We start from the raw sequence: 23356 nt of genomic DNA, 5'->3' as shown, positions 1-23356 counted from the left end.
GGTCTCACGCGGAGTCCGCGCTTACGCACGGCCACGGGGGGCAATACGTAACGGTATGTCGAGCCGCGGCCGGGAGGCTGGAGCATGAGCATCTGGTGGTCACTCCATTTGCGGCGCGAGGCCGCGAGCGTGCCCCTGGCCCGCCGCCTGCTGATCGGCACCATGGAGACCGCGGGCGTCGACCCCGACGTCTCCTTCGACCTCTCCGTCGCGCTGAGCGAGGCCTGCGCCAACGCCGTGGAGCACGGTGGGGACGACGCACCCGACGGCTCCTCGGAGGCGTACCGCGTCACGGCCTACCTCGACGGCGAGTTGTGCCGCATCGAGGTCGCCGACACGGGTCCGGGATTTCCCGCGTCCGCTCCGGGCCGGCCGGGGGGAGCGGCCCGCCCGGTGCCCGACGACGCCGAGGACGGCCGCGGGCTGTGTCTCATCCGGGAACTCGCCGACCACGTCCACATCGGCAGTACGCCGGGCCGGTCCGGGGCCGTGGTGAGCTTCGACAAGATCCTCAAGTGGCGTGAGGGCACTCCGCTGCTGGCGGTCTGACGGCACCTCGGTGGGCTCCGTCGCCCTCGGCTCCGTCGCCCTCGGCTCCGTCGCCCTCGGCTCCGGTGTCCCCGTAGGCTCCCGCTCACCCTTGGGTCCACGACCGCCCGTCGGCCCGCCTCACGGCGCCGCGTCCAGCACCCTCCCCAGCACCTCCAGCGCCTCGGGGTACGCCCGTTCCCGGGGCGTCCCGTACCCCACGACCAGCCCCTGCGGCCGATCGGACCCGCCCGGGGACGATGACGATGACGGGGCCGGGGACGATGACGGGGCCGGGGACGGGAACTGCCAGTGGTCACCGAGTCGGCCGACCGCGAGGCCCTCCGTCTCCGCCCGCGCCAGGACCTCGGCCTCGTCGTCGACCTCCACCAGCGCGTGCAGCCCGGCCGCGATCCCGTGCACCCGCCGGCGTCTGCCGAGCCGGTCCACGAGTTGGTCGCGCCGGCGCCGGTAACGCAGCCGGGACGCGCGTACGTGCCGGTCGTAGGCGTGCGTGCCGATCAGTTCGGCGAGTGCGAGCTGGCCGAGGGACTCGGTGTGGTGGTCGCTGTGCAGCTTGGCGTCGGCGACCGCGTCGACCAGGTGGGGCGGCAGCACCATCCAGCCCAGCCGCAGCGCGGGCCCGAGCGTCTTGGACACGGTGCCCAGATAGGCGACGTGACCCGGCGCCATGCCCTGGAGCGCGCCGACGGGCTGCCGGTCGTAGCGGAACTCCCCGTCGTAGTCGTCCTCGACGATCAGGCCACCACGCGCGCGTGCCCAGTCGGTGAGCGCCCGCCGCCGCTCCGGATGCAGTGTCACGCCCGTCGGGTACTGGTGCGCGGGCGTGACGACCACGGCAGCGGCGTCCCCCAGGTCGTCGGCACGAACTCCCCGCTCGTCGACCCGCACTGGCAGCACGCTCCCGCCGGCCCGCCGTACGACCTCACGGTGGAAGGGCAGCCCGGGGTCCTCCATGGCCACCTCGGTGCCGTCCAGTACGCGGGTGAGGAGCGCGAGGCCCTGCACATAGCCCGAGGTGATCACGATGCGCTCCGGCGGCGCGATCACCCCGCGTGCCCGGCCCAGGTAGCCCGACAGCGCCGTACGCAGCTCGACGCGCCCGCGTGGGTCCCCGTAGTCGTACGCCGGCAGCGGCGCCGTGGCTACCGCGCGGCGCAGTGCCCGCAGCCAGGCCGCCGCGGGGAACGCGCCGACGTCCGGGCTGCCGGGCCGCAGGTCGAAACGTGGCGCACGCGCGCGTGCCGCTCCCCCGGGCGGCTCCGTGTCGACGGAGGGCAGCTGCGCCACGCGGGTGCCCGAGCCCTGCCGCGCTGTCAGATAGCCCTCGGCGACCAACTGGTCGTACGCCGCCTTCGCCGTGCCCCGCGAGACGCCTAGCTGGTCGGCCAGCCGTCGGGTCGCCGGCAGCTGCGACCCCGGAGCCAGCCTGCCGTCCCGTACGGCGTCCCGCAGCGCCCGTTCGAGCCCGGAACGGCGCCCCTGCCCGGCGTCCGGCTCCAGATGCAGGTCCACACCGATGCCGGACCAGAAGTCGTCCACGTCCACGAAAATGCCTCCCCCTGGGCGCCTGGGCGCGTCGAAAAACCCAGGGAGCCTTCCCGCGGACCCTTTCCGCGAACCCCTGGGCACGTCGATGGCCGGGTACCCCGTGCGGTACCCGGCCATCGAACCGTGGATCAGCCCTTCAGCGCCGCCATCCACTCCTCGACCTCGTCCGACCGGCGCGGCAGCCCGGCGGACAGGTTCCGGTTGCCGTCCGCGGTGACGAGGATGTCGTCCTCGATGCGGACGCCGATGCCCCGGTACTCCTCGGGCACGGTCAGGTCGTCGGCCTGGAAGTACAGGCCCGGCTCGACGGTGAGCACCATGCCGGGCTCCAGCGTGCCGTCGACGTACGACTCCACGCGCGCGGCGGCGCAGTCGTGGACGTCCATGCCGAGCATGTGGCCGGTGCCGTGCAGCGTCCAGCGGCGCTGCAGGCCCAGCTCCAGCACCCGCTCGACAGGGCCCTCGACCAGGCCCCACTCGACGAGCCGCTCGGCCAGCACGCGCTGGGACGCGTCGTGGAAGTCGCGGTACTTGGCGCCCGGCTTCACCGCCGCGATCCCGGCCTCCTGGGCGTCGTACACGGCGTCGTAGATCTTCTTCTGCAGCTCGCTGTAGCGGCCGTTGATCGGCAGCGTGCGCGTCACGTCCGCGGTGTAGTACGTGTGCGTCTCCACGCCCGCGTCGAGCAGCAGCAGGTCGCCGGAGCGGACCGGGCCGTCGTTGCGTACCCAGTGCAGGGTGCAGGCGTGCGGTCCTGCGGCGCAGATGGAGCCGTAGCCGACGTCGTTGCCCTCCACGCGCGCGCGGAGGAAGAAGGTGCCCTCGATGTAGCGCTCACTCGTCGCCTCGGCCTTGTCGAGGACCTTCACGACGTCCTCGAAGCCGCGCACGGTGGAGTCGACGGCCTTCTGCAGCTCACCGATCTCGAACTCGTCCTTGACCAGGCGGGCCTCGGAGAGGAAGACACGCAGTTCCTCGTCGCGCTCGGCGGTGACCTTGTCGGTCAGGGCCGTCTCGATGCCGGCGTCGAAGCCGCGCACGACGCGCACCGGGCCGGTGGCCTCGCGCAGGCTGTCGGCCAGCTCGCGCACGTCGGAGGCGGGGATGCCGTAGCGCTTCTCGGCCTCGGTGAGGGAGTGGCGGCGGCCGACCCACAGCTCGCCCTGGCCGTCGAGCCAGAACTCGCCGTTCTCACGGTCGGAGCGCGGCAGGAGGTAGATCGTCGCGGTGTGGCCGTCGCCCTTGGGCTCCAGGACCAGGACGCCGTCCTCCGTCTGGTTGCCGGTGAGGTAGGCGTACTCGACCGAGGCGCGGAAGGAGTACTCCGTGTCGTTCGAGCGGGTCTTCAGGTTGCCCGCGGGGATCACCAGGCGCTCGCCCGGGAAGCGGGCGGACAGCGCGGCGCGGCGGGCGGCGGTCTCGGCGGCCTGGGCGACGGGCTCCAGGTCGCGCAGCTCCGTGTCGGCCCAGCCGGACTTCATGTTCTCGGCAAGCTCGTCGGACACGCCCGGGTACAGGCCGTTCTTGCGCTGCTTGATCGGCTCTTCGGACTCTTCCGGGTTCTCCGGGTTCTCCGGGTTCTCCGAGATCTCCGGGTTCTCCGGGTTCTCCGAGGTGAGCTCCTCCGCCACGGTCATCCTCCTTGATACGGCACTGGACCACCCCCCATCGTACGGTCGTACGGAAGGGGGCCCAGGGTCGAAGGGCCTGTTACACGGAGGCGCTACCGTCCGTTATGCGGGACGTGCGGGGTGTCAGTGCCCGATATTCGGATCGGCCCGATATCGGATCGGGGGCGGGTGGGGCGGGTGGGGCGGGTTTCGGAGCAGCCGGGACCGTTGTTCTGGCCGGGCTCTCGGGCTGGGTCCGTCATTCGGGCTGGGCCCGTCATTCGGGTTGGGTCCGTCATTCGGTCCGGGCTCGTCATTAGGGCTGGGCCCGTCATTCGGTCCGGGCTCGTTATTCGAACCGGACGGCCAGCAGGACTACGTCCTCCTCGGAGTCGGCCTCGGCCTTCCCGTCGGGCAGCACCGTGCGCAGGACGTGCTGGACGACGGCGTCCGGGTCGTGGCGCTCGGCCCGGGGTACGCCGGCCGCCGCCGCGTGCAGCCGGGCGAAGGCCCGGTCGGCCGGGTCGCCGGTTCGGTGCAACAGTCCGTCGGTGTACAGCAGAACCGTCTCTCCGGGTTCGGCCTGGAGCTCCACGCTCGGCGCCTCCCAGCAGGCGAGCATGCCGAGCGGCGCGGAGACGGAGGTCTCGACGAACTCCGTGCGCCGCTCCCCGATCAGCAGCGGCGGGCTGTGCCCGGCGCCGGCCAGCGTGATCCTGCGCAGCGCGGGCTCGCAGTAGCCGAAGAGGGCGGTGGCCGAGCGGGCGGGCTCGGTGAGGCGCAGCAGCAGCTCCAGGTCGGACAGGACGGCTACGGGGTCCTCGCCCTCCATCACGGCGTACGCCCGCAGGGAGGCGCGCAGCCGGCCCATCGCGGCGACCGCGCTGGGTCCGGACCCGGTGACGGACCCGACGGCGAGACCGAGCGCGGCGTCGGGCAGCGGCAGGGCGTCGTACCAATCGCCGCCCCCGCGCGGACCGGTGCGGTGCCGGGCGGCGATCTGCACGCCGGGCACCCGCGGCAGGCGGGAGGGCAGCAGTTCCTCGGCCATCGTCGCCATGCACGCGCGCGTGCGCTCGACTTCCAGCAGGCGGGCCAGGTGCTGGGCGGCGTACCGGGCGTAGCGGCCGGCGAGATGGCGTTGCCGCTCGTCCGGTTCGGCGGGCTCGTCGTAGAGCCATACGGCGGCGCCCAGGCGGCCGGTGGCCGCGGCGGGCGTGTTGGCCACGGTGGCCCCAGTGGACCTGTTGGTCCCGGTGGCCCCGGTGGCCCCGTTGGACCTGTTGATCCCGGTGGTCACGGCGTCCCCGGCGTCCCCGGCATCTCCGGTGTCCTCGGCGGACAGGGGGAGCGCGTAGCTGGCGGCGTAGCCGAGGCGGGCGGCGACCTCGCGGTGGCGGGGGTCGAGATTCTTCTCGGCGAACAGGTCGGGCTCGGCGACCCCGTCCGTACTGACCGGCAGTCCGTCCAGAATCCGCCCGTAGGACAGGGCACTTCGGGGGACGGTCTCCATATGGCCGAGGTCGGCGCGGGTCAGCCCGAGGCCGACGGCGGTGTCCGGGCCGAGTCCGTCGGCCGGTTCCAGGACGACGAGACCGCGCCGGGCGCCCACCAGGGCGGCTCCGGCGCGCAGTACTTCCTGGAGGCCTTCGGAGAGGGAGTCCGTACGGACCAGGCGCTCGGTCAGCTCGTGCAGGGTCGTCAGGTCCGACACCCAGCCGGCCAGCCGGTCCTGGAGCAGGGCGCCGGGGGCGCAGGGGGCTCCCGACGCGGCCGTGACGTCCGCGGCGTCCGTGGCGTTCGGGGCGGTGGCCGGGGAGACGCCCGGGGCGGCGGACGCGACAGTGTGTGCGGGGGACGGAACCGTTGAATCGATTCCGGCCACTTTCGCAGGGTGCGGGGCGTTCATGGCGTCCGGCCTTCCGACCGGCGCTTACTGCTCAAAAGCATCGCAAACCCCCATGTCATTCTGCGCCGCCAGCAGTGTCTCCACATGTACACGCACTCGTAAGGAGATGTCCAGCATTGTCCTGCTGGGATTCCTGGTGTCCGTGAGGTGCGAGTGACCTCCTTCCCGACCTCTTGCGGAAATGCGAAATTGGCTTGAAACTGCCCCAGGGGACGCCTTGTTGCGGTCGACTGGGGGTGCTTTACGGAGCGTCACAGCGGTCGTGATGGGTACGTACTCGGAGAAGGCCAGGGGTGGTTGGGGGCCACCTGGAACCTGGCGGCGGACCCGGGCGTCCTATCCACCGACGACCGTGCCCCATCCTCCCGTGGCGGAGGCGGAGAGAAATACGCGGGACGGTAAACGCCAGACTTCGCCACCCCTGCGCCACGCCCATGCTTTTGATAGACGCAGTGTGGACGGAACCGCCGCGGACGCAGTCAGTGCTCGACCCACAGGGGTTTCCCTTGCCCTTGGCAGTGATGTCCTTCTCGGCAGGGGTGTGATGCGCCACCAGCTACGCACAGCGAAGAGATCGACACATGGTGTGATGTGACCACGGTGTTGCCAGGCGTGCAACGGAAAGGAACGAGCGCTCATGCGCGAGATCCTCGGAAGGCGACGCAGGCTCTTGTCCCAGCACGACGACGGACGGCCTGAGCTGATCGGCGCGGCCCTGACCTACGCGACGCAATGGCAGTGGCCCGTACTCCCGGGCGTGGCGGCGGACCCGCGGGCGCGATCGCGCTGCGGCTGCCCCGACCCGGAGTGCACGGTGCCCGGCGCGCACCCCTTCGACCCCGGCCTCCTCGCCGCCACCACCGACGGGCGCATGGTGCGCTGGTGGTGGACCAACCGCCCCACCGCGCCGATCGTCCTGGCCACCGGGGGCATCGCCCCGTGCGCTGTCTCCCTGCCCGCCCTGCCGGCCGCCCACGCCCTTGCCGCGCTCGACCGCGCGGGTCTGCGGCTCGGCCCGGTCGTCGCCTCGCCCACCCGCTGGTCGCTGCTGGTCAAGCCGTACTCGATGGAGCAGCTGGGCGAGCTGCTCTACGCCAAGGACTTCGTCCCCGGCTCACTGCGCTTCCACGGCGAGGGCGGCTATCTCGCGCTGCCCCCGTCCGAGACCGGTGGAGGCACCGTCCGCTGGGAGCGGGCGCCGCTGCCCGGCTCCGCCTCACCCTGGGTGCCCGACGTGGAGGCCGTGGTGGACGCCGTGGTCGACGCCCTCACTCGTACGGGTGTGAGCGCGCCCGAGTTGTAGGGGTGTCCGGCGTGCGCGGAAGTCCTCGCACGCCTGTGGTCGTTATCGTCCGCCCCATGCCGCTTCATGCTGGGGAGCACCGCGCCGCCGGGCCGCACCGTGCCGCCGGGCCGGACCGTGCCGCCAGGGCGCACCGCGCCGCCGGGCCGGACCGTGCAGGGCCGCGCCGCGGCGGGCCGGACCGCCGACGAGTCCGTCTGTACGGGCTCGTCGGTGTCGTGGTGTGCGCGGTCGTGCTGCCGTTCGCCGTGGCGTTCGCGGGGCCCCCGGGTGACGGGGCGGAGAAGAAGCCTCCGGCCGTCCGTCTCCTCTCGCAGGGCGGGGACAGAAAGGCGCCCGCAGGAGCCGATCGTGCCCCGGCCGCGGCCGCCCGTTCGCCGCTGCCTCCCGGCCCGGCCACCGCCGTGCGCTGTGGCCCAGAACTCACCTCGCCCGAGGGGGTCGAGGCGCAGACCTGTGTCGTGACGCAGGGGACGGAGACCTGGGCGCGGACCTACTACCGCAACGCGACCGGTGACCCGCTCGAATCCGTGCTGAGCTTCATGGGGCCCGACGGGCGCAGCGTGCGGACGCGCTGCGCGGTGGGCGCCGAGGACGCACCGGGCACCTGCGAGACGCCCAGGGAACGCGTCCGGGGCGGGCCGACGGCGTACACCGCGGTCGCGGAGTTCGCGGCGCGGGCCGGGTACGGGCCGCTGCTGCTGCGTACCGGTAGCAACCGCAGCGACGGGGGCGACGGGGGCGACGAGCGTGACTGGGGCGACGGGCTCGACGGGAGCGGCGGGAGCGGCGGGAGCAGTGGCGGCAACGGAGGCGCCGGGAGCGGTGGGGAGGCTGGGCGCGGCGGAGTCGGCGCGGGCAACTCACCTGCGGAAACGGCGAGTTGACGAACGACTGCGGTGCGTGTGCGACCGGGCGCATGGAAAGACCCGGTTGCTGGCGACGGGGGATGCACCAGCAACCGGGCTACTCGAACGGTAACAAGAGATCGGCGGTTAGCAAATTCGATCTCTTGTTTTCCGGTCACCGACTGGCCCGTCTACGCCGGGAGTTGTGACCGGAGTCACGCGTTCCCGGAGCGGAGCCCCGGCTGACCGGTCGGTCAGCCGGGCCGGTCCCCGCGGCTGTGCGTCAGCTGAGGGTTACCTGTCGGTTGGTCAGGCCGCCGCGTGCCCGGCGCTCGTCGGGGGCGAGCGGGGCGTCGGTGGCCAGGGCCTCGGCGAGGCGCTCGGCGAACTCGGCCGCCGGCTTCTCGATGTCCTGCGCGGTGACCTCGCTCGGCAGGTCCCACACCGGGACGGTGAGCCCGTGCGCGCGGAAGGAGCCGACCAGGCGGGTGCCCTCGCCGAGAGACGACCGGCCCGCGGCGTGCAGCCGGGCGAGAGCGTCCAGAAGCCGCTCCTCCTCGTGCGGCATGACCCAGCGCAGGTGGTTCTTGTCCGGCGTCTCGCACCAGTAGGCGGCGTCCACGCCCTGGAGCCGGACGGTCGGGATGGCCGCGGCGTTGGCACGCTCCAGGGAGGCGGACACCTCCGGCGTGGCGTTCTCCGGGTCCGGGACCCAGAACTCGAAGCCTTCGTGCACGGCCGGCTCGAACGCCCCCTCGGGCGCGAGCAGGTCCTGCAGCCGGGGGCCGTCGGCCGGCGCGCGGCGGCCCTGCACCGGAGTACCCGGTTCGGCGGTCAGCGCACGCTGGAGGGTGTCGGCGAGGTCGCGGCTGATGTCGCCCGACGCCGTGTCGTTCTGCAGGCCGAGCAGGACCGAGCCGTCGTCGCGGCGCAGGGCCGGCCAGGCCATCGGCAGCACCGTGGCCAGGGTGACGGAGGGAACGCCGTCGGGCAGGCCGTCCTTCAGGGTCAGCCCGACCGTGGCCGCCGGCACCAGCTCGCGCAGGGCCACCCAGTCGCACTCGCCGGGCAGCCCCTCGAACGGGCGCTGCACGAGCTCGGTCGTGGCCTGCGCGGCGGCCCGGCCGTGGCAGGCCTTGTAGCGGCGGCCGCTGCCGCAGGGGCAGGGCTCGCGGGCGCCGACGACCGGGAAGTTCCCGTCAGCGCCGGTGGGCTGCGGGCGCTTGGCCTTCGTCTGGGGTCGCTTCTTGGCCATCGTGGGTGTCTCCCGGTTGCGGCTCATCTCGTACGGCGCGAGCCTAGCCGTTCACAACCTGGCCGACGGGACCCTGTGGACAACCGGCCTCCCGTGGACGACTCGCCCCGGGGTCTCCCCTCGGTTTCCCTTCGCTGCCCCTGGGCTTCCCCGCGCGCCGGCCCGCCTGGTCGGCTTGCCAGGGTCCGCCGGGGGAGCGTGCGCGGGTCCGCCCCGTCAGAGTGCGCGAGCCCGCCCGGTCAGCCCAGGTCCTGGAAACGGTCAGCCCAGGTCCTCGAAGGCGTCCGCGAAGTCCAGTCCGGGGATCTCCGACACCGCCGGTGCCGTGATCCGGGTGGCGAAGTCGTCGCGCCGGTGCCCGGCGTCCGGGTCGTGCACGTCGTCGTGGACGACGACCCACACCGTGACCTCACCGCGCGCGTCGTCCCGTACGCCCCAGTCGTCGGCGAGCGCGGTGATGATGTTCAGCCCGCGGCCGCCGTGCGCGGTGACCGAAGGGGTCGCCGGGGCCGGGCGGGTCGGTCCGCCGCCGTCCGTGACCTCCACGACGAGCCGGCCGCCCGGGTCCACCTGCCACGCGGCGCGCACGTCGCCGTCACCGGCCAGGGCGTCGCCCAGTGGACGGCCGTGTTTGCACGCGTTGCTCAAGAGTTCGGAAAGGACCAGTACGGCGTCGTCGATGACCGATTCCGCGACACCGCCGCTGCGCAACTGCTCCCGCATCCGGTGCCTTGCTTTCCCCACGCCCGCAGGGCCATGGGGAACGGCCATGCTCGACGACGTGGGCACCTCCTGTGCCACCACCAACGCCACCCCCGAGACCTCCTTCGCCCCACGCCACGGTGTGGATGCCCTTCTGGCCTGAACCGGAAACCGGCCGGTCCCCGCCCAGTGACGCATTCGACACGGTCGAACACGTACCGAACGCGCCGGAGCACTCCCCGTAACCGCGTGGCTGGATTTCGTCGGTGTGGCCGAGACCGGAGAATGCGGGAGAAGGGCCGCCAGGTCAAGGTTTACGGACGGATCAGTGACCGAGGTGGTCACGTACCGCGCGTGGCCGGTTGGTGATGATGGCGTCGACGCCCAGGTCGGCGCAGAGATCCACGTCCGCGGTCTCGTTCACGGTCCACACGTGCACTTGGTGACCGGCCCGCTTCAGGCGTTCGATGTAGGCGGGATGGTTCCGCACGATCCGGATCGAGGGGCCCGCGATCCGGACACCCGCGGGCAGCCGCCCGTCCCGCAGTCGGGGCGAGACGAACTGCATCAGGTAGACGGTCGGCAGGGTCGGCGACGCGGCCCGCACCCGGTGCAGCGAGCGGGCCGAGAAACTCATCACACGCACCGGGGACTCGGCGGCCGAGGCCGGGGCGTCGAGTCCGAACCGCTTCAGGAGTATCAGCAGCCGCTCCTCCACCTGCCCCGCCCAGCGCGTGGGGTGCTTGGTCTCGATGGCCAGCTCCACCCGCCGCCCCGCGTCGGACACCAGCTGGAGCAGCCGCTCCAGGGTCAGGACGGAGGTCTCCTCCCGGTCCTCGGGCCGGTGTTCCCAGTCGGGCTGCTCGTCGCGCGTCCGCCAGAACTCCCGGGTCCTGCGGGTGCCGAAGTCCAGCGCGGCCAGATCGGCCAGCTCCAGCGCCGACACCGCGCCGCGACCGTTGGACGTACGGTTGACGCGCCAGTCGTGAACGCAGACGAGATGACCGTCGGCGGTCAGGCGCACATCGCACTCGAGGGCGTCCGCCCCGTCCTCGATCGCCTTCCGGTACGCGGCCAGCGTGTGCTCGGGCGCCTCCTCGGAGGCTCCCCGGTGGGCGACGACCTGGATCCGGTGCTGTCGTGCGTGGGTCACCGCGTCATGGTGCCACCGTGGGCGGGTAGACGTGCCATCGGAGCCATCGGCCGAACGTCCATTTAGTCTGAGATGACCCATATAAAGGTCGATCGTGGACCCACAGCAACCGCTTATGGTGCTCTGACGGCCCGTGGGAAAAGCTGTTGGCATACGAAAACACCGCACATCTGCGTCGCGCCGGACCGTGGAGCAGCGCGTGAGCGTGGCTGAGCGCGACCAGTGCGACCGACAAACAGCCGTGGAACGAGGAGAGAAGCTGTGAGCACCGAGAACGAGGGCACCGCGGTACCCCCGGCCCCGTCCGCGCCTCCCGTGCCGATGGAATCTCCCGCAGCCTCCGCCCCGCCGGCCGAGCCACGCCCGGACCAGCCGCCCTCCCAGACGCCCACGGGACCGCAACCGCACGACGGCTTCGGCCAGGCCGCCGCTCCCACCGGCGCCCCGCACCAAGCCGCTCCGCAGGACCCGGCCGCCTCCCACGGTTCACATGCCGCCCACGGCCCGGCCGCGCCCCAGGGGCACTCCGCCCCCGACGCCTCCTGGCCGCCGCCCCCGCCGCCGGGCACCCCGTCGTACGGCGGCGGAGGCGGTGACGGCTCCGGCGGCGGCTGGGGCTCCTCGTACCAGCCGCCCGCGCCGAAGTCGGGCCGCGGCCGTGGCGGCGTGGTCGCCGCGCTCCTGATCGCCGCGCTGGTCGCGGGCGGTCTGGGCGGCGGCCTCGGCTACACCCTGGCCAAGAACAACGACGAGTCCGGCTCCACGACGGTCTCCGCCTCCGACACCGGCGGCTCCGTCAAGCGTGAGGCGGGCACGGTCGCCGGCGTGGCCGCCAAGGCGCTGCCCAGCACGGTCACTATCCAGGCGGAGGGCAGCAACGGCGAGGGCGGCACCGGCACCGGGTTCGTCTTCGACAAGCAGGGCCACATCGTCACCAACAACCACGTGGTGGCGGAGGCGGTCGACGGCGGCAAGCTCAGCGCGACCTTCCCCAGCGGCAAGAAGTACGCCGCCGAGGTGGTCGGCCACGCCCAGGGCTACGACGTGGCGGTCATCAAGCTGGAGAACGCCCCCTCGGACCTGAAGCCGCTGCCCCTCGGCGACTCCGACAAGGTCGCCGTCGGCGACTCCACGATCGCCATCGGCGCCCCCTTCGGGCTGTCCGACACGGTGACCACGGGCATCATCAGCGCCAAGAACCGCCCCGTGGCCTCCAGCGACGGCAGTGGCAGCAGCAAGGCGTCCTACATGAGCGCCCTGCAGACCGACGCGTCGATCAACCCGGGCAACTCCGGCGGCCCCCTCCTCGACGCACAGGGCAACGTCATCGGCATCAACTCGGCCATCCAGTCCACGAGCAACGGCGGCTTCGGCACCGGCCAGGCCGGCTCGATCGGCCTGGGCTTCGCCATCCCCGTGAACCAGGCCGAGTTCGTCGCCAAGCAGCTGATCAAGACCGGCAAGCCGGTGTACGCGAAGATCGGCGCCTCCGTCTCCCTCGAGGAGACGACGAACGGCGCCAAGCTCACCGAGCAGGGCGTGGGCGGTTCCGAGCCGGTCGAGCCGGGCGGCCCCGCCGACGACGCGGGCCTCAAGCCCGGCGACGTCATCACCAAGCTCGACGACCGCGTGATCGACAGCGGCCCGACCCTGATCGGCGAGATCTGGACCCACAAGCCCGGCGACAAGGTCACGGTCACCTACGAGCGCGGCGGCAACGAGCGCACCACCGAACTCACCCTGGGCTCCAAGATCGGCGACGACTGACCCACCCACCCTCGCGCCGACCCGCTACCCTGGTCCCGCGCCGCCGATCACGACCGGCGCGGGGTGGGTTGCCCGAGCGGCCTAAGGGAACGGTCTTGAAAACCGTCGTGGCGCAAGTCACCGTGGGTTCAAATCCCACACCCACCGCCAGCAGGTCAGAGACCTAGCAGGTCAGAAGGGGTGCAGCTCTCCGGAGCTGCACCCCTTCTGCTTGACCTTGTCTCACCCTGACTCGCCGGTTTCCCACTTCTGACCAGCGCGTGCGGCCAACCTGCGGCCAGGAATCAGGACCCCTCGGCCCCGTCCTCGTGCTCCGCCAACCCCTGCTCGATCAGGGCGTTCATCTTGGCTTCCTCCCCGTCCAGCACCTTGGCGTAGTAGCGCTGGAGTACGGCGACGCTCTGTCCGGCACGTCGGGCGGTCTCGGCAAGGCTCACCCCGGAGCGAAGCCAGAACGACACGCACGCGTGCCGCAGGTCGTACGGGATGGCGGCCAGTGGAGAGGCCACCTGCGCGGCTGTGAGCGCCTTTCTGCGAGCTTCCTTCCACACCGCGCCGTACTCCTGCGATCGGATCGGCCCACCGCGTACGGCGCTGAACAGTCGGCCCTCGTCCGTGGTGCCGAACGCGTCGAGGTGAGCGCGCAAGATCGCGACCAGTACCGGAGGAATGGGCACCGGCCGGACCGCGCGGCGAGCCCGGTGCTTCAACTGACGCTCCTCGTAGGGCTTGCCATCGTCCGTCCACGCGGAGCCCACCTGCGGGCGGGCACCGGAGAGCAGGAGTCGCCCCCACCCCTCGGTTGGGAGATCGCACTGGTCGGCGCTCAGCATGGACACTTCCTCGGGTCGCATGGCGGCGTAGTAGATACATGCGAAGAACGCGACCAGGTGGGCACCTCGGGGACCCTGAGCACGGACCGCATCCAGCAGGGCCCGTGCCTGAGCGGGCGTGGCGACACTGCGCACGTCCAGTTCCTCAACTGCCTTGGGCGTCTCCCAGTGAACGCGGTGCAGGGGGTTGCCGGGCAACAGCTCGTGTTCGACGGCCAGGCGCAGGCAGTTGCTCAGCACCGCGCGGCGACGCCGGAACGTGTTCGCGGCGGCCGGCTTCCCGTCCTGACGCTTGGCCAGGTGCTCCAGCACCGTACGCACCCGCTTTGCACTGTCCAGGTCGACCACGGCCGGTGCGTTGCGCTCCACCCACGCCAGCGCCTTGGCCTCAACCTCCGGGGGCTCCTGGTCGTGCCGTCCGGCGTTGAAGGCCCACTGATAGAGCGCGCGGCGCAACACGTCGTCCGCAGGGCGCCCCTTTCCTGCCGGGCACAGCGCCATGGTGGCGACAGTCAGGCTCTCCGCGATGCTCGCCCGGTGCTTCGCCGCCGCAGTCGGCCACTTCCGCGCGGCGTGCGCACGGGCGTGGACGTACCAGCTCGTGCGGTTGCGCTCGCGCACCTCCGAGACAGGGAGACCGGTCTCCATGTCGAACGGCTCGCCCTTACGGGTCGCGGTCAGCAGCTCCGCACGGCGGGCATCCGCAAGGGTCTTGGTCGCAAACTTCTCATGAAACTCGCTGCCGGCGACCAGCCAACGGAGCTGGAAGGGGGCGGCCTTGCTTGAGCGCTTGCGGATGTTCCAAATGCGCACGTCGTAGCTGTGCATTGTGCTCCCTTATGGAGATGGGGCCCCGCCGCAGCGGGACCCCATCGGCGCGGTCATGGATCAGGCTGCGATCTCGTGCGTGGCCCACCAGGCGTCCAGGTCGCTGCGTCGACAGCGGAGCTGTCCGTTGGGGAGCTTGATGAGCTTGGGGGCCTTGCCGCGGGCGCGCATGCGGTAGAACGCGGCGCGGCTCATCTCGATCTCTTCGAGGACTTCGGGGAGCTTGAGCATCTTGGGGCGGGCCATGGTTGCTACTCCTCGCTGGTCTTGGGTCCGGGCGCGTGTGTCCTAAGTTCGGATTTCTGCGTCATTGCGTCATCAGCGTCATGCGCACTTCTGACCTGCGTCTTGGCATGACGCAGGGGTTTAGGGGTGCGTCATAGGTGCGTCATGGGCTGCGCCATTCCATGACGCAGATGACGCAGGATGACGCAGGTGCGGCCGTCTGCGTCATGGCTGTCGCCGCAGGTCGGGGGCCGTTTTTCCGCCTGCATGACGCAGATGACGCAGCGTTTCCCCTCTTAGGAAAAAGGGGGAGCGTCTGTGGTGCTGTTGTGCGGTTCAGCGCGTCAAGAAGGAGCCGCTTCGCGGCGCGACCATCGCAGGGCGGCGCCGCCGCCGAACAACAAGAGGAGCACGCCTGCCCGGTGGTGCTCCTCTTGCTTGTCCGGGTCCGGGGCGGTCAGAACATCCGCTTTGCTTCGTGAGACGGCGGCGCTTGAAGGCGGGTCATTTCGAGGTAGCGGCCCTCCATGGTGCGGCCCGAGTCGATGACGACGCCACGGGCGGCGAGGGTGGGCTGAAGACGCTTGAGGCGGTCGGAGAGCACCTTGCCGGTGGTCGGCCACCCCTTGGGCAGGGGACGGAAGTCATCGCCGGTGTAGAGCTGACTGAGGCAGTGCAGCCACTCCGTGGAGGTCATCCGCTGGTCTGCGCCCGGCTCAAGGGTGTCGGCGTGCCGGAGGACTGTCTGTGCCAACAGGTCGCCCTCGATCACGTCGTCGTTCAGGTCGTCCAGGCTGGCCCGGTAAGCGGTCAGTGCTCCGAATCCGGTTGCCGCGTCGAGCTGTGCGCACAGGTGCGCGAAGTCCGCCATGCGCAGGTCGGTCGGTGTCTCCGCCTCAGCAGCGCGAACCTTGACCGTGAGATCCAGGAGCGACCCGAGGACCACGGGCAGCACCTCCGCGTACTCCCCCCACAGCTCCGCCTCGGTACGCCGGACCTTCGGCCTTTCCAGACGGAGCGGCAGGAGCCGTTCGGCGAGGTCGGGCCGAATGACGCCCACGTCGATCCCGGTCAGGAGCAGGGGCCGGCGGTAGCGGGCGCGGAACACGTCCCCGTCGGTGAACAGAGCGCGCTTGACGCTCTCCGCGCCGGTGACGATGCAGCACATCGCATCGGACAGGTCCGGGGTCATGTGGGAGAGGTTGTCCAGCGCGGTGACCCAACCGGCGGCCACGGCCGCGATCAGGTTCTCCTCATCCTTGGGGGCCCGGCGCAGGTCCCCGGTCATGCCCTCGATGATCCGCACGAGCATCCGCCCGCCGGTGGACTTGCCGGCGCCCTGCGGACCGGTGAGGAACGGGGCAGGCACGGGCACGGACGGCCCGAGACAGCCGATCAGCCACGCGATGGCCAGGCACTCGGTCTCGGCGGTGGCGAAGTTGCACAGCCTGAGTAAGAGATCGATGCCCTTGCCGTCGGTGTCCTTGGCCGGCAAGGGCAGTTCCCCCGTGAGCTGAGTACGCCGCCAGCACACCTCACGCGGGTCGGGGATGGCGATGTCCCACCCGGTGGGGTGGATGCGAACGGACTGCCCGTCGGCGCGTCCCAGGTCGAGCCACGTTGCCCCGTCGTAGCCGGGGGCGACGCGGATGTGGACCGGCTGTACGTCCTCGGTCAGGGCAAGGGCCTCGATGAGGTCCAGCGACTCTTTGAGGGCGGTGCCGTTGAAGACGCCGTGCCCGTCGCGGAAGAGGCCGACCATGAGTTCCTGCCGGTGGCTCCCGGTGGTGCCCTGGGAGCGGATAGGCCGCGCCACGGGGTGGCCGTTGCGCTGAGCGTACACGGTGCCGTCGGCGGTGCGGAAGTACCGGAAGTGCGCTTGCGCGTAGTCGGTGATGATCTCGCGGGCGGGGTTCTTCTCGTCGTCGGACATGGTCACAGTCCCAACGTGGTGCGGGCGTTGGTCCACGCGTCCGTGCAGTGCCGGGCCGTCTCGCCCTTGCTCTGCGCGGCGGTGAACAGCCGCGCGACGTGGGTGTCGGTGAGGCAGCCGCACCGGCCATGCCGGGACAGCACCGCGAGGAACGTCCGGTACACGGTCGCGTGCACCGCGCCGGCCGCCTCCGTGATGCGCTGTTCCGCCATGGCGACGCCCCGTTCCAGGAACGCGGGGGTGCGGTGCGGGCACTCCCCCTGACCGCCCGACAGCAGCCCTGAGAGCGTCCGTGGCGCCCTTTGGGGCCGGGACGGCTCCTTTACTGCCAGGGCGCGCACAGCGTCCGGGAGAGCGGCCATGGTGCCGGTGCCGTGTCCAAGCCAACGGGCGTATGCCATGGTCGACTTGATGTCGACCCCGGGACGGACCGCGTTGACGGAGCGCATGGCGCCCCGGTAGATCCAATGTTCGCCGCGCGTCGTCGGCACGGTACGCGTGGCGGGCAGGGCGGTGCGGGCCCACGTGATGGCGTCCGCGTCGTCCAGATCGAGGACGGTCAGTCCGGCGCCGCCGGGGTGGTAGGCGACACACACCGCCTGCCGCCATGCCGCCGTCCACGCCGGGGAGACGATGACTGCCGGGTCGGTGGTGGCAGCGGCCCACCCGTGGCAGGGGGCCGGGCAGCGGCACGGGCCCGGGGTTTTCATGTTCGGCCGGCCGCCGCACGCGTTGTCCGCGCACGTGGGGCAGTTGCCGAAGGGGACCTTGCCCCGGCGCAGGGGCAGTACGGGCACGCCGGACGCTGCGAGACTCAGCGCCGTGTGCTGCGGGTAGAGCGTGGGTTGCGTCATGCTGGGGTATCTCCAGTTCCTTGATGGGTTCTGGCTGGCAAGGGCGGCCTCGGATCTTTGGCGAGATGAGGGGGCCGCCCTTGGCGTAGCTAGCTGTAGAACTTGTTCCGCTTGATCACGGCCTTGCGGATGTTCACGGTGGTGCCGCCCTGGTGGCCGCTCGCGCTGAAGATCTGTACGGCGATCCATCCGCCGAAGATCACGGCGGCCAGGGTGATCAGTTGGGTGATGAACGCGGTGAGTGCGGCGATGAACGAGGTGAGCAGGATCAGCCCGCCGCACACCGCGAGGAACCCGACGCCCCCGAGGGCGACGTTCACGGCAGTGCGGGACACGGCCGGCTTGGCGGCGATCGGTTCCGGGCGTGAGGGCTCGATGGCGTAGCCGGTGACGACGCGGCCGTCCGGGAGGACGATGCTCGCGACCGCCGGAACGGTGTTCGGCTGTACCGGCACGACCGGTGCCGGCACGGCCAGGGCGGGCGGGTATGGGGTGGGCTGGTGGATCTCTACGGCCCGTTGGGCGGGCGCGTGTGGGGTGTGGTCGGGGTACATGCGGAATCCCTTCCGGTGCTTGGTGGGGGAGGCAGGGGCACACCCTTCGGGGTGCCGTGTAGAGGGGGTTTCGGGGGTCTGAGCAGGCAGGCTCCCCGCCTCCCCGAAACGGTGTTTTCGCTGATCAACGCGGGGGAGGTGGCCCGGGGAGGGGGTTGGGGAGTTCTCCCCGCCTCCCCGGGCCGGACGGTCGTTCCTCCCCGCTATTCGGAGGCGGAAGCGGAACCGTTCTCGAAGCGGTTGGAGAGCGCCCGCAGGACGTGATCGCGGTGGACGACCATGACGCCGTGCGACTTCTTCGGCTCCTCGCCGTACTCCTCCAGCAGGCTCTTGAGCCGGTCGTTGGTCCACTGGTCGCCGTAGACCTTCGGGGCCAGGGAATGCAGCCGCTTGAGCACCTCGTTGGTCCGCAGCCGGGCCGCGTCACCGATCACGGATGCGACGTCGGCGAGCGCGTCACGCTCCTCGGTCTGGTCGACCACGCGCAGGGTGGTGACACCGTCGCGCAGAGCCTTGGCCCGGGCGGCGACCTCCTTGGCCGGGTCCTCATCGATGAAGTGGGTTCGCACGGTGATGGAGGACTGGCCCGACGGCATCTCGATGCCGTCGGACGCGACGACGAGCGTGCCCTTGTCCTTGCCCTGCCGGAGCAGGTGCGGTGCGGCACCGTCGTCCACGGCCTTGTCCCCCAGCGCCATCCGGGACTGGGTCTCGGTGCCCAGGACCAGGGAGGCGCGGGTGTGGGCGCCCTCGCGCACGAGCTTGGGAAGGTTCTGGTCGGTGGGGTCCTGCGTGCCCTGCCACATCAGCACGTCGACCGCGCGGCCCTGGTTGTGAATCTTGCGGACGGCCATGAAGTAGCGGGAGGTGGCCTTGGCGCCGCCGTAGGGGCGTCCGTCCTCGCCCTTGACGGGGCACATGAACGCCACCTGCGCTTCGTCCACGTTGACGATGAGCGGGGGGAACGTCGCGGTCGGGTCGGTACGGCGTTCCTCGATCCGCCGGTTCATCTCCTCGACCGCGTCCTCGACCATCTCGGTCGCCTGGATCACGTGGTCGTCGGACGGGCCCTCGATCAGGACCTCCGCGATGCCGTCGAACATGGACCAGTCGCCCACGCCCTTGAGGTCGGCGATCCAGAACTGCACGGAGCGGTCCAGCGACAGCCACAGGGCGAGCGCCCGCAGCGCGGCGGTCTTGCCCTGGTTGGAGCGGCCGGTGATGAGCAGGTGACGCTGATACACACTCAGCTCCGCAGCATCCCCGCGCAGGTTCCGGCCCCACGGGGCCTTCCCCTTCTTGTAGTCGGCGGTCATCGTCTCGTCCGTGACCAGCGGAGACGGGCCGATCGGCTCGTCCAGCGCCCCCGAGTCGGCGATCCACAGCCGCACCGTCCGCGCCGCCTCCGGAATCATGATGAACACCTCGTGCTCATGCCGGGTCAGGTTCTCCGCGAGCTTCTTGCGCCGGTTCTGCACCTCATCGGTCGACACCCCGGAGGGAAGGGTCACGTCGACCTCAACACCGCATCCGGCGATAGTGATCGGCGACAGCATGGACGCGCCGGCGTCGCCCATCTCCTTGATGGCGTTGCGCAGCGTCGTGACACCGAGGTCGCGCAGGGCCTTGACCACGATGGACGGGGTGATCGGCTCCCCCTCACCCGACCGGGCGTTGGCGGGCAGGGCCCACACGGGGGCGGCTTGCTGCTTGCGGCCCACGGACCACAGGGCGAGCAGGGCCAGGAACGGGCCGATCGTGAGCGCCGGACCCCAGACGATCTGCACGATCCGGATCAGCAGGGCGATGAAGTCGACCGTCGCCGACAGGGGGGTGATGACGTCCCCGACCTGGCCGGTGTTGATGGCCATCACGACGCCGAGGGCGACCAGGGCACCGATGCTCATTCCGGCGCCGACGGCCACACCCTTCGCGGCGTCGACCGGGGAGTGCAGGAGGTCCATGCGGCGGTGGTGGCGGGCGGCGCGGAAGCGCTGCAACCGCTCCTCCCACTCCTCGGCCGCTTCCAGGTTCCCCGCGGCTTCCGCTGCCCGGATCATCCGCTCGTACCGGGAGCCGGTACGGCCGTCCCACGCCCGGCGGGCCACGATCCGGCCGCCGTTGAGGGTGTAGAGGCTGTGCCGGGCCGCCGCGCGGACCGTGGCCCGCGTCGTCTCGTGGGTGACGCCGGTCTTGATGGCGCGGCCGGAGCGGACCCACAGCGGCACCGGTCGGGCGGGCGGCCCGTCCGGGACGACGGTGAGGACGGTGGGGGCGGTGTCGTCGGTCGGGGGGTCGGTGGGCTTGTGGAGGTGAACGACGTTCTCAGACATGCTGGGAGTGCTCCTGACTGCCCCCAGCGGGGGCGGGAGTGAGGGAAGCCGGGGTGGCCGGGTCCGTGGAAAGAGCGGCCACCCCGGGACAGCAGAGCGTGCGGGTCAGCGGCGGTGGCTGGCCTGGTGAGCGCGCCGCGCGGCCTTGCAGGCCGGGCACCTGCGCTCGGGCCCGTTGCCGGTGACCGGGGCGGGGATGATCTGACCGCAGATGGCCCGGGTCGTGCCGAACACCAGCGGTCCGCAGTCCGGGCAGTGAAAGTGCGAGATCAGGACGGGGGTGCGCGGCATGGTCACCACCAGCCCTTCGACTTCTTGGGCACGAGGTAGGGGCAGCCGTTGACCATGTGGTCAACGCACTGCGGGCAGTCCTCGCGCGGCTTCAGGTGGCGGTGTGCGCGCCGGTCGTGGGCGTGCTGCCAGCACTGCGGGCACTCGCCCGGAGGCGTCTCCCGAGCGGCCATGGTCACCACCATCCCGACGACTTCTTGGCCGCCTTGGTGCGGGCGGCCTCGGTCGTGAGGCGCTGCCGTTCGGCGTGGAGGGCGGTCAGTTCCGCGTTCAGCCGCGTCTCGGCGCTGTTGCCGGTGACGTCCATCCGGCGTTCCTCACGGCCGGCGCTGCGGCCCCGGGCGACCTTGTAGCCGCCGACGGCCAGGGCCCGGGCCATCGCCCGGCGCTCACTGCCGGTCAGCGGCCACCACTCACCACGGCGGACAGCTTCCAACTTCTTCTCCGTCGACTGGATCGCGCGATCCAGACGACGGATGTCGGCGTTGCGCATGGTCAGACGCTCCTCGGAGAGTCGCAGGGATCGGGGTAGGCACAGGGCACGCACGTCCCGAGCGACGCGGGGATGATGTACCCGGCGTCCCGCCGGCAGGCAGGGCAGATGCGGCGGGCAGCGTTCGCCTTGTCCAGAGCCGCCCACCGGCCCGGAGTCATGGGCCGTACGGGCTTGGCCAGGTCTACGCGGTAGAGGTAGGCGACCAGCGGTTCCCGGCGGCGGCGCGGCCGTTCGACCGTCGCGGCCACGCACTGACCGCCGGGCCGCAGACCGCGCGCCCTGAGTTGGCGGCGGGTGGCGTAGCCGTCCGGGGCCAGGCGCCACCGGAACACCGGCAGCGCCGCCATTACGCGGCCTCAGCCGCCGTAGCGGCGCGTTCGGCGAGCAGGGTGTCCCGCAGGGAGCGGGCGTTGACCGGCGACGTGCGCACCGTCCGGCGGATGCCCTCGGCGGTCACCTTCGCGTCCGGCCAATCGGCCGTCGCCGTGCGCGCCTCGGCGAGCAACTCTTCCGGCGTGCGCTTGGGCCGGGTCGACTTCGCCACCGCCGGGACACGGCCCGTGGCACGGCGCGGGCGGGTCGACTCAGCGGCCACCGCGCGCGACTCGATCGGCGCGGCGGGGGCCGGTGCGATCGAGGGGAGCGGCTTGGCCGGGAGCGTCGACTTCAGGAAGCCGACGGCCACCGGCCGGGGCAGCACGGTCACGTTCGGGGTGATCGGCGCGGGGGTCGATACCGTGAGGTCAGCCGTAGACCGTTTCGTATCGGTCTCGGCCGATTCCTCCGCATTCGTGCTCACGGTCGTGATCGGGGCGGGGCGGTGGTGCAGCACCTTGGCCACGAGGTCGGAACCGAAGTAGATCGAGCCGACCGGCAGGGACGTGGCGAGCAGGACCAGGGCCCAGTTCGCCGGGTCCCAGTCGGCCAGTCGACCCCAGTCGACCGTGTGGTCGTGCAGCTCCGGGACCAGTCCGTGCACGTAGTTGAGGACCAGGGAAGCGATCGTGTAGGCGCCCAGGACCCGCAGGGCGAACCGTCGGGCGTCGTCGGCGAGGACGAGGGTGGCGATCAGGGCGAGCGCCATGAGGCCGTCGACCACGAACGGGTACAGCGTCGCCGCCGTGTCGTCCGCGCCGACGGCGCCGGCGATGTCCCGCAGCGCGTTCCACGAGACACGGAACGCCATGCCGACCACGGCGACCAGGGCGAGCACCAGGGCGGCGCGTCCCTTGCGGTGAAGGTTCATGCCGCACTCCCTGCCGTGAGCAGGGCCGCGAGGATGAGCAGGGCGCCGCCGGTCATGGTGAGGTCGACCGCGCGGCGCAGGCAGGTGAACTTGGCGACCGCGAGCCGGGACAGTCCGGCGATGTCGGCGGCCAGGTTCCCGGTGACGACTCCGGTGATCTGACCGGGGGTGAGGGTGGCCCACAGCGGGAAGCCGTGCCGGCCGCTCAGGTTCGGGCGCACCGAGCGCAACAGCAGACCGGCCGCAGCGACCAACAGCGCCAGACCGATACCGCCCGCGATCCGGGCGGGCCAGTTCAGCGGCAGGTCCCGTGCGACCGTCCAGGTACCGGCGAGCACCGCGCCGACGAACGCCAGCAGCAGTGCCGTCTTGGTGTCCGTCCGCGCGATCTCGGCCTTCACCTCGGCGTGCGCGGCGGTCAGGTTCTTCTCGGTGGTGCTCACGCGGCACCCCCGGAAAGGCTCGTGTCAGCCTCACGGTTGACCAGCGCGACGCGGGCGGCCAGTGCGCGGCGGCGGGCCCGGCGGATGCGGCGGTCGTCCAGCTCGGTCGGTGTGCGGTCGAGGGTGGCAATGTGCGCGTCGAGCAGGTCGACGTCCGCCAGGATGACGGGCATCTCCTGCTCGATCGCGTCCAGCTCCGCCTTCGTCGGCTCCATGAAGTCGGCGAACGCGGTAACAGCGTCCTGAACAGTGACGATGTGGTTCATGGGTCGTGGTCTCCCTAGCAGGTGAAACGGCCCGAACAGCGCCCCCGGAGTTGCACCTCCGGGGGCGCGCGCCGTTGAAGTCGGGGAATCCGGCTCCCCTCGGCGTTGCACGTGCGAGACGTGCAACGGAGGCAACCGGCCGCAGCGGGGGCTGCGGAGAAGTCGAATCGCGCTGTACCTCACACGGAGATCCCGTGTGGCCGCCTACTTGGCCGAGGAGAGGCGGCGTGATCCCCATTCAGTTGTCAATGAACGACCAGTTCAGAGCCTTACGGCGCCCTACAGCGCGCCGCAGCTACCCTGCCCGGCATAAAGACTGACTCAACGGTGTTGGTGGTGTTGTACCAACAACCGATGCCCTGAGCTTGCCCCGAGTCGTTGGGCTCGTCAAGGCAAAGGGCGTATGT

Annotated in this window: 23 protein-coding genes and 1 tRNA gene; 5 read left to right on the top strand and 19 right to left on the bottom strand. The window is 71.4% G+C overall.

What is annotated here, in order from left to right; all coding sequences use genetic code 11:
- Positions 1-84 precede the first annotated feature (84 nt).
- Positions 85-549 carry an ATP-binding protein gene (locus ACFCZF_RS12570; protein ID WP_376671647.1) on the top strand — a complete coding sequence of 155 codons (465 nt, stop codon included), beginning with the start codon at positions 85-87 and terminating at the stop codon, positions 547-549.
- Positions 550-669: 120 nt separating this feature from the next.
- Here the strand turns inward: ACFCZF_RS12570 and ACFCZF_RS12565 are convergent, their stop codons facing one another.
- The 3 genes from ACFCZF_RS12565 to ACFCZF_RS12555 form a co-directional block, all read right to left on the bottom strand.
- Complete coding sequence (locus ACFCZF_RS12565) at positions 670-2091, bottom strand: PLP-dependent aminotransferase family protein (RefSeq protein WP_376671671.1); 1422 nt, start codon at positions 2089-2091, stop codon at positions 670-672.
- A 137-nt stretch (positions 2092-2228) separates the two neighbouring features.
- On the bottom strand, positions 2229-3731 hold the full coding sequence (locus ACFCZF_RS12560) for an aminopeptidase P family protein (protein WP_376671646.1): 1503 nt from the start codon (positions 3729-3731) through the stop codon (positions 2229-2231).
- A 328-nt stretch (positions 3732-4059) separates the two neighbouring features.
- On the bottom strand, positions 4060-5619 hold the full coding sequence (locus tag ACFCZF_RS12555) for a PP2C family protein-serine/threonine phosphatase (protein ID WP_376671645.1): 1560 nt from the start codon (positions 5617-5619) through the stop codon (positions 4060-4062).
- 637 nt (positions 5620-6256) lie between these two features.
- Here ACFCZF_RS12555 and ACFCZF_RS12550 point away from each other — a divergent pair.
- Together ACFCZF_RS12550 and ACFCZF_RS12545 are read left to right on the top strand one after the other, a co-directional pair.
- Complete coding sequence (locus tag ACFCZF_RS12550; RefSeq protein WP_375911409.1) at positions 6257-6922, top strand: bifunctional DNA primase/polymerase; 666 nt, start codon at positions 6257-6259, stop codon at positions 6920-6922.
- Between the two features lie 56 nt (positions 6923-6978).
- The gene (locus tag ACFCZF_RS12545; RefSeq protein ID WP_376671644.1) at positions 6979-7809 is read left to right on the top strand and encodes a hypothetical protein; all 831 of its coding nucleotides are present in this window, start codon (positions 6979-6981) and stop codon (positions 7807-7809) included.
- Positions 7810-8053: 244 nt separating this feature from the next.
- Here the strand turns inward: ACFCZF_RS12545 and ACFCZF_RS12540 are convergent, their stop codons facing one another.
- The 3 genes from ACFCZF_RS12540 to ACFCZF_RS12530 all read right to left on the bottom strand — a co-directional run bounded on the left by ACFCZF_RS12540 (position 8054) and on the right by ACFCZF_RS12530 (position 10880).
- A complete protein-coding gene (locus ACFCZF_RS12540; protein ID WP_376671670.1) occupies positions 8054-9025 on the bottom strand; it encodes a DUF5926 family protein in 972 nt (323 codons plus the stop codon).
- 261 nt (positions 9026-9286) lie between these two features.
- Entirely contained in the window at positions 9287-9838 is a 552-nt protein-coding gene (locus ACFCZF_RS12535) for an ATP-binding protein (RefSeq protein WP_375911412.1), read from the bottom strand.
- A 214-nt stretch (positions 9839-10052) separates the two neighbouring features.
- Entirely contained in the window at positions 10053-10880 is an 828-nt protein-coding gene (locus tag ACFCZF_RS12530; protein ID WP_376671643.1) for a glycerophosphodiester phosphodiesterase, read from the bottom strand.
- A 261-nt stretch (positions 10881-11141) separates the two neighbouring features.
- Here ACFCZF_RS12530 and ACFCZF_RS12525 point away from each other — a divergent pair, with 261 nt between their 5' ends.
- Positions 11142-12647, top strand: a complete 1506-nt coding sequence (locus tag ACFCZF_RS12525) for a S1C family serine protease (RefSeq protein ID WP_376671642.1) — start codon at positions 11142-11144, stop codon at positions 12645-12647.
- 62 nt (positions 12648-12709) lie between these two features.
- Positions 12710-12797: transfer RNA gene (locus ACFCZF_RS12520), tRNA-Ser, on the top strand.
- A gap of 134 nt (positions 12798-12931) precedes the next feature.
- Here the strand turns inward: ACFCZF_RS12520 and ACFCZF_RS12515 are convergent.
- The 13 genes from ACFCZF_RS12515 to ACFCZF_RS12455 all read right to left on the bottom strand — a co-directional run bounded on the left by ACFCZF_RS12515 (position 12932) and on the right by ACFCZF_RS12455 (position 22949).
- On the bottom strand, positions 12932-14308 hold the full coding sequence (locus tag ACFCZF_RS12515) for a tyrosine-type recombinase/integrase (RefSeq protein ID WP_376671641.1): 1377 nt from the start codon (positions 14306-14308) through the stop codon (positions 12932-12934).
- Between the two features lie 60 nt (positions 14309-14368).
- Positions 14369-14554 carry a helix-turn-helix domain-containing protein gene (locus ACFCZF_RS12510; RefSeq protein WP_361855279.1) on the bottom strand — a complete coding sequence of 62 codons (186 nt, stop codon included), beginning with the start codon at positions 14552-14554 and terminating at the stop codon, positions 14369-14371.
- A gap of 436 nt (positions 14555-14990) precedes the next feature.
- Positions 14991-16466, bottom strand: coding sequence for an ATP-binding protein (locus ACFCZF_RS12505; RefSeq protein WP_376671640.1), 1476 nt, complete (start codon positions 16464-16466; stop codon positions 14991-14993).
- 2 nt (positions 16467-16468) lie between these two features.
- Complete coding sequence (locus ACFCZF_RS12500) at positions 16469-17320, bottom strand: bifunctional DNA primase/polymerase (protein ID WP_376671639.1); 852 nt, start codon at positions 17318-17320, stop codon at positions 16469-16471.
- A gap of 89 nt (positions 17321-17409) precedes the next feature.
- Positions 17410-17874, bottom strand: a complete 465-nt coding sequence (locus tag ACFCZF_RS12495) for a hypothetical protein (protein ID WP_376671638.1) — start codon at positions 17872-17874, stop codon at positions 17410-17412.
- 203 nt (positions 17875-18077) lie between these two features.
- On the bottom strand, positions 18078-20207 hold the full coding sequence (locus tag ACFCZF_RS12490) for an FtsK/SpoIIIE domain-containing protein (RefSeq protein WP_376671637.1): 2130 nt from the start codon (positions 20205-20207) through the stop codon (positions 18078-18080).
- Between the two features lie 105 nt (positions 20208-20312).
- A complete protein-coding gene (locus ACFCZF_RS12485) occupies positions 20313-20498 on the bottom strand; it encodes a hypothetical protein (RefSeq protein WP_337304292.1) in 186 nt (61 codons plus the stop codon).
- A 2-nt stretch (positions 20499-20500) separates the two neighbouring features.
- The gene (locus ACFCZF_RS12480) at positions 20501-20671 is read right to left on the bottom strand and encodes a pRL2-8 (RefSeq protein WP_337304291.1); all 171 of its coding nucleotides are present in this window, start codon (positions 20669-20671) and stop codon (positions 20501-20503) included.
- Between the two features lie 2 nt (positions 20672-20673).
- Positions 20674-20991, bottom strand: coding sequence for a hypothetical protein (locus ACFCZF_RS12475; protein WP_376671636.1), 318 nt, complete (start codon positions 20989-20991; stop codon positions 20674-20676).
- Positions 20992-20993: 2 nt separating this feature from the next.
- Positions 20994-21341 (bottom strand): RRQRL motif-containing zinc-binding protein, encoded by a 348-nt coding sequence (locus tag ACFCZF_RS12470; RefSeq protein WP_376671635.1) that lies wholly within the window; start codon positions 21339-21341, stop codon positions 20994-20996.
- Positions 21341-22240: a DUF2637 domain-containing protein gene (locus ACFCZF_RS12465; protein WP_376671634.1), complete on the bottom strand. Its 900-nt coding sequence runs from the start codon at positions 22238-22240 to the stop codon at positions 21341-21343. Before ACFCZF_RS12465 ends, ACFCZF_RS12470 begins: the two co-directional genes overlap by 1 nt.
- The gene (locus ACFCZF_RS12460; protein ID WP_376671633.1) at positions 22237-22683 is read right to left on the bottom strand and encodes a Pycsar system effector family protein; all 447 of its coding nucleotides are present in this window, start codon (positions 22681-22683) and stop codon (positions 22237-22239) included. The genes ACFCZF_RS12465 and ACFCZF_RS12460 overlap by 4 nt, the downstream gene beginning before the upstream one ends.
- Positions 22680-22949: a DUF6284 family protein gene (locus tag ACFCZF_RS12455; RefSeq protein ID WP_376671632.1), complete on the bottom strand. Its 270-nt coding sequence runs from the start codon at positions 22947-22949 to the stop codon at positions 22680-22682. Before ACFCZF_RS12455 ends, ACFCZF_RS12460 begins: the two co-directional genes overlap by 4 nt.
- Positions 22950-23356 lie beyond the last annotated feature (407 nt).

Source organism: Streptomyces sp. NPDC056296 (genome assembly GCF_042268605.1).
Taxonomy (GTDB): Bacteria; Actinomycetota; Actinomycetes; order Streptomycetales; family Streptomycetaceae; genus Streptomyces.
This window is presented reverse-complemented; position numbering and strand designations above follow the sequence as displayed.

Coding starts and splice junctions, on each gene's coding strand:
- ACFCZF_RS12555 (WP_376671645.1), bottom strand. CDS start 5,619: ATGAACGCCCCGCACCCTGCGAAAGTGGCCGGAATCGATTCAACGGTT.
- ACFCZF_RS12480 (WP_337304291.1), bottom strand. CDS start 20,671: ATGGCCGCTCGGGAGACGCCTCCGGGCGAGTGCCCGCAGTGCTGGCAG.
- ACFCZF_RS12540 (WP_376671670.1), bottom strand. CDS start 9,025: ATGGCCAAGAAGCGACCCCAGACGAAGGCCAAGCGCCCGCAGCCCACC.
- ACFCZF_RS12485 (WP_337304292.1), bottom strand. CDS start 20,498: ATGCCGCGCACCCCCGTCCTGATCTCGCACTTTCACTGCCCGGACTGC.
- ACFCZF_RS12470 (WP_376671635.1), bottom strand. CDS start 21,341: ATGGCGGCGCTGCCGGTGTTCCGGTGGCGCCTGGCCCCGGACGGCTAC.
- ACFCZF_RS12495 (WP_376671638.1), bottom strand. CDS start 17,874: ATGTACCCCGACCACACCCCACACGCGCCCGCCCAACGGGCCGTAGAG.
- ACFCZF_RS12465 (WP_376671634.1), bottom strand. CDS start 22,240: ATGAACCTTCACCGCAAGGGACGCGCCGCCCTGGTGCTCGCCCTGGTC.
- ACFCZF_RS12515 (WP_376671641.1), bottom strand. CDS start 14,308: ATGCACAGCTACGACGTGCGCATTTGGAACATCCGCAAGCGCTCAAGC.
- ACFCZF_RS12500 (WP_376671639.1), bottom strand. CDS start 17,320: ATGACGCAACCCACGCTCTACCCGCAGCACACGGCGCTGAGTCTCGCA.
- ACFCZF_RS12490 (WP_376671637.1), bottom strand. CDS start 20,207: ATGTCTGAGAACGTCGTTCACCTCCACAAGCCCACCGACCCCCCGACC.
- ACFCZF_RS12570 (WP_376671647.1), top strand. CDS start 85: ATGAGCATCTGGTGGTCACTCCATTTGCGGCGCGAGGCCGCGAGCGTG.
- ACFCZF_RS12510 (WP_361855279.1), bottom strand. CDS start 14,554: ATGGCCCGCCCCAAGATGCTCAAGCTCCCCGAAGTCCTCGAAGAGATC.
- ACFCZF_RS12455 (WP_376671632.1), bottom strand. CDS start 22,949: ATGAACCACATCGTCACTGTTCAGGACGCTGTTACCGCGTTCGCCGAC.
- ACFCZF_RS12505 (WP_376671640.1), bottom strand. CDS start 16,466: ATGTCCGACGACGAGAAGAACCCCGCCCGCGAGATCATCACCGACTAC.
- ACFCZF_RS12550 (WP_375911409.1), top strand. CDS start 6,257: ATGCGCGAGATCCTCGGAAGGCGACGCAGGCTCTTGTCCCAGCACGAC.
- ACFCZF_RS12475 (WP_376671636.1), bottom strand. CDS start 20,991: ATGCGCAACGCCGACATCCGTCGTCTGGATCGCGCGATCCAGTCGACG.
- ACFCZF_RS12545 (WP_376671644.1), top strand. CDS start 6,979: ATGCCGCTTCATGCTGGGGAGCACCGCGCCGCCGGGCCGCACCGTGCC.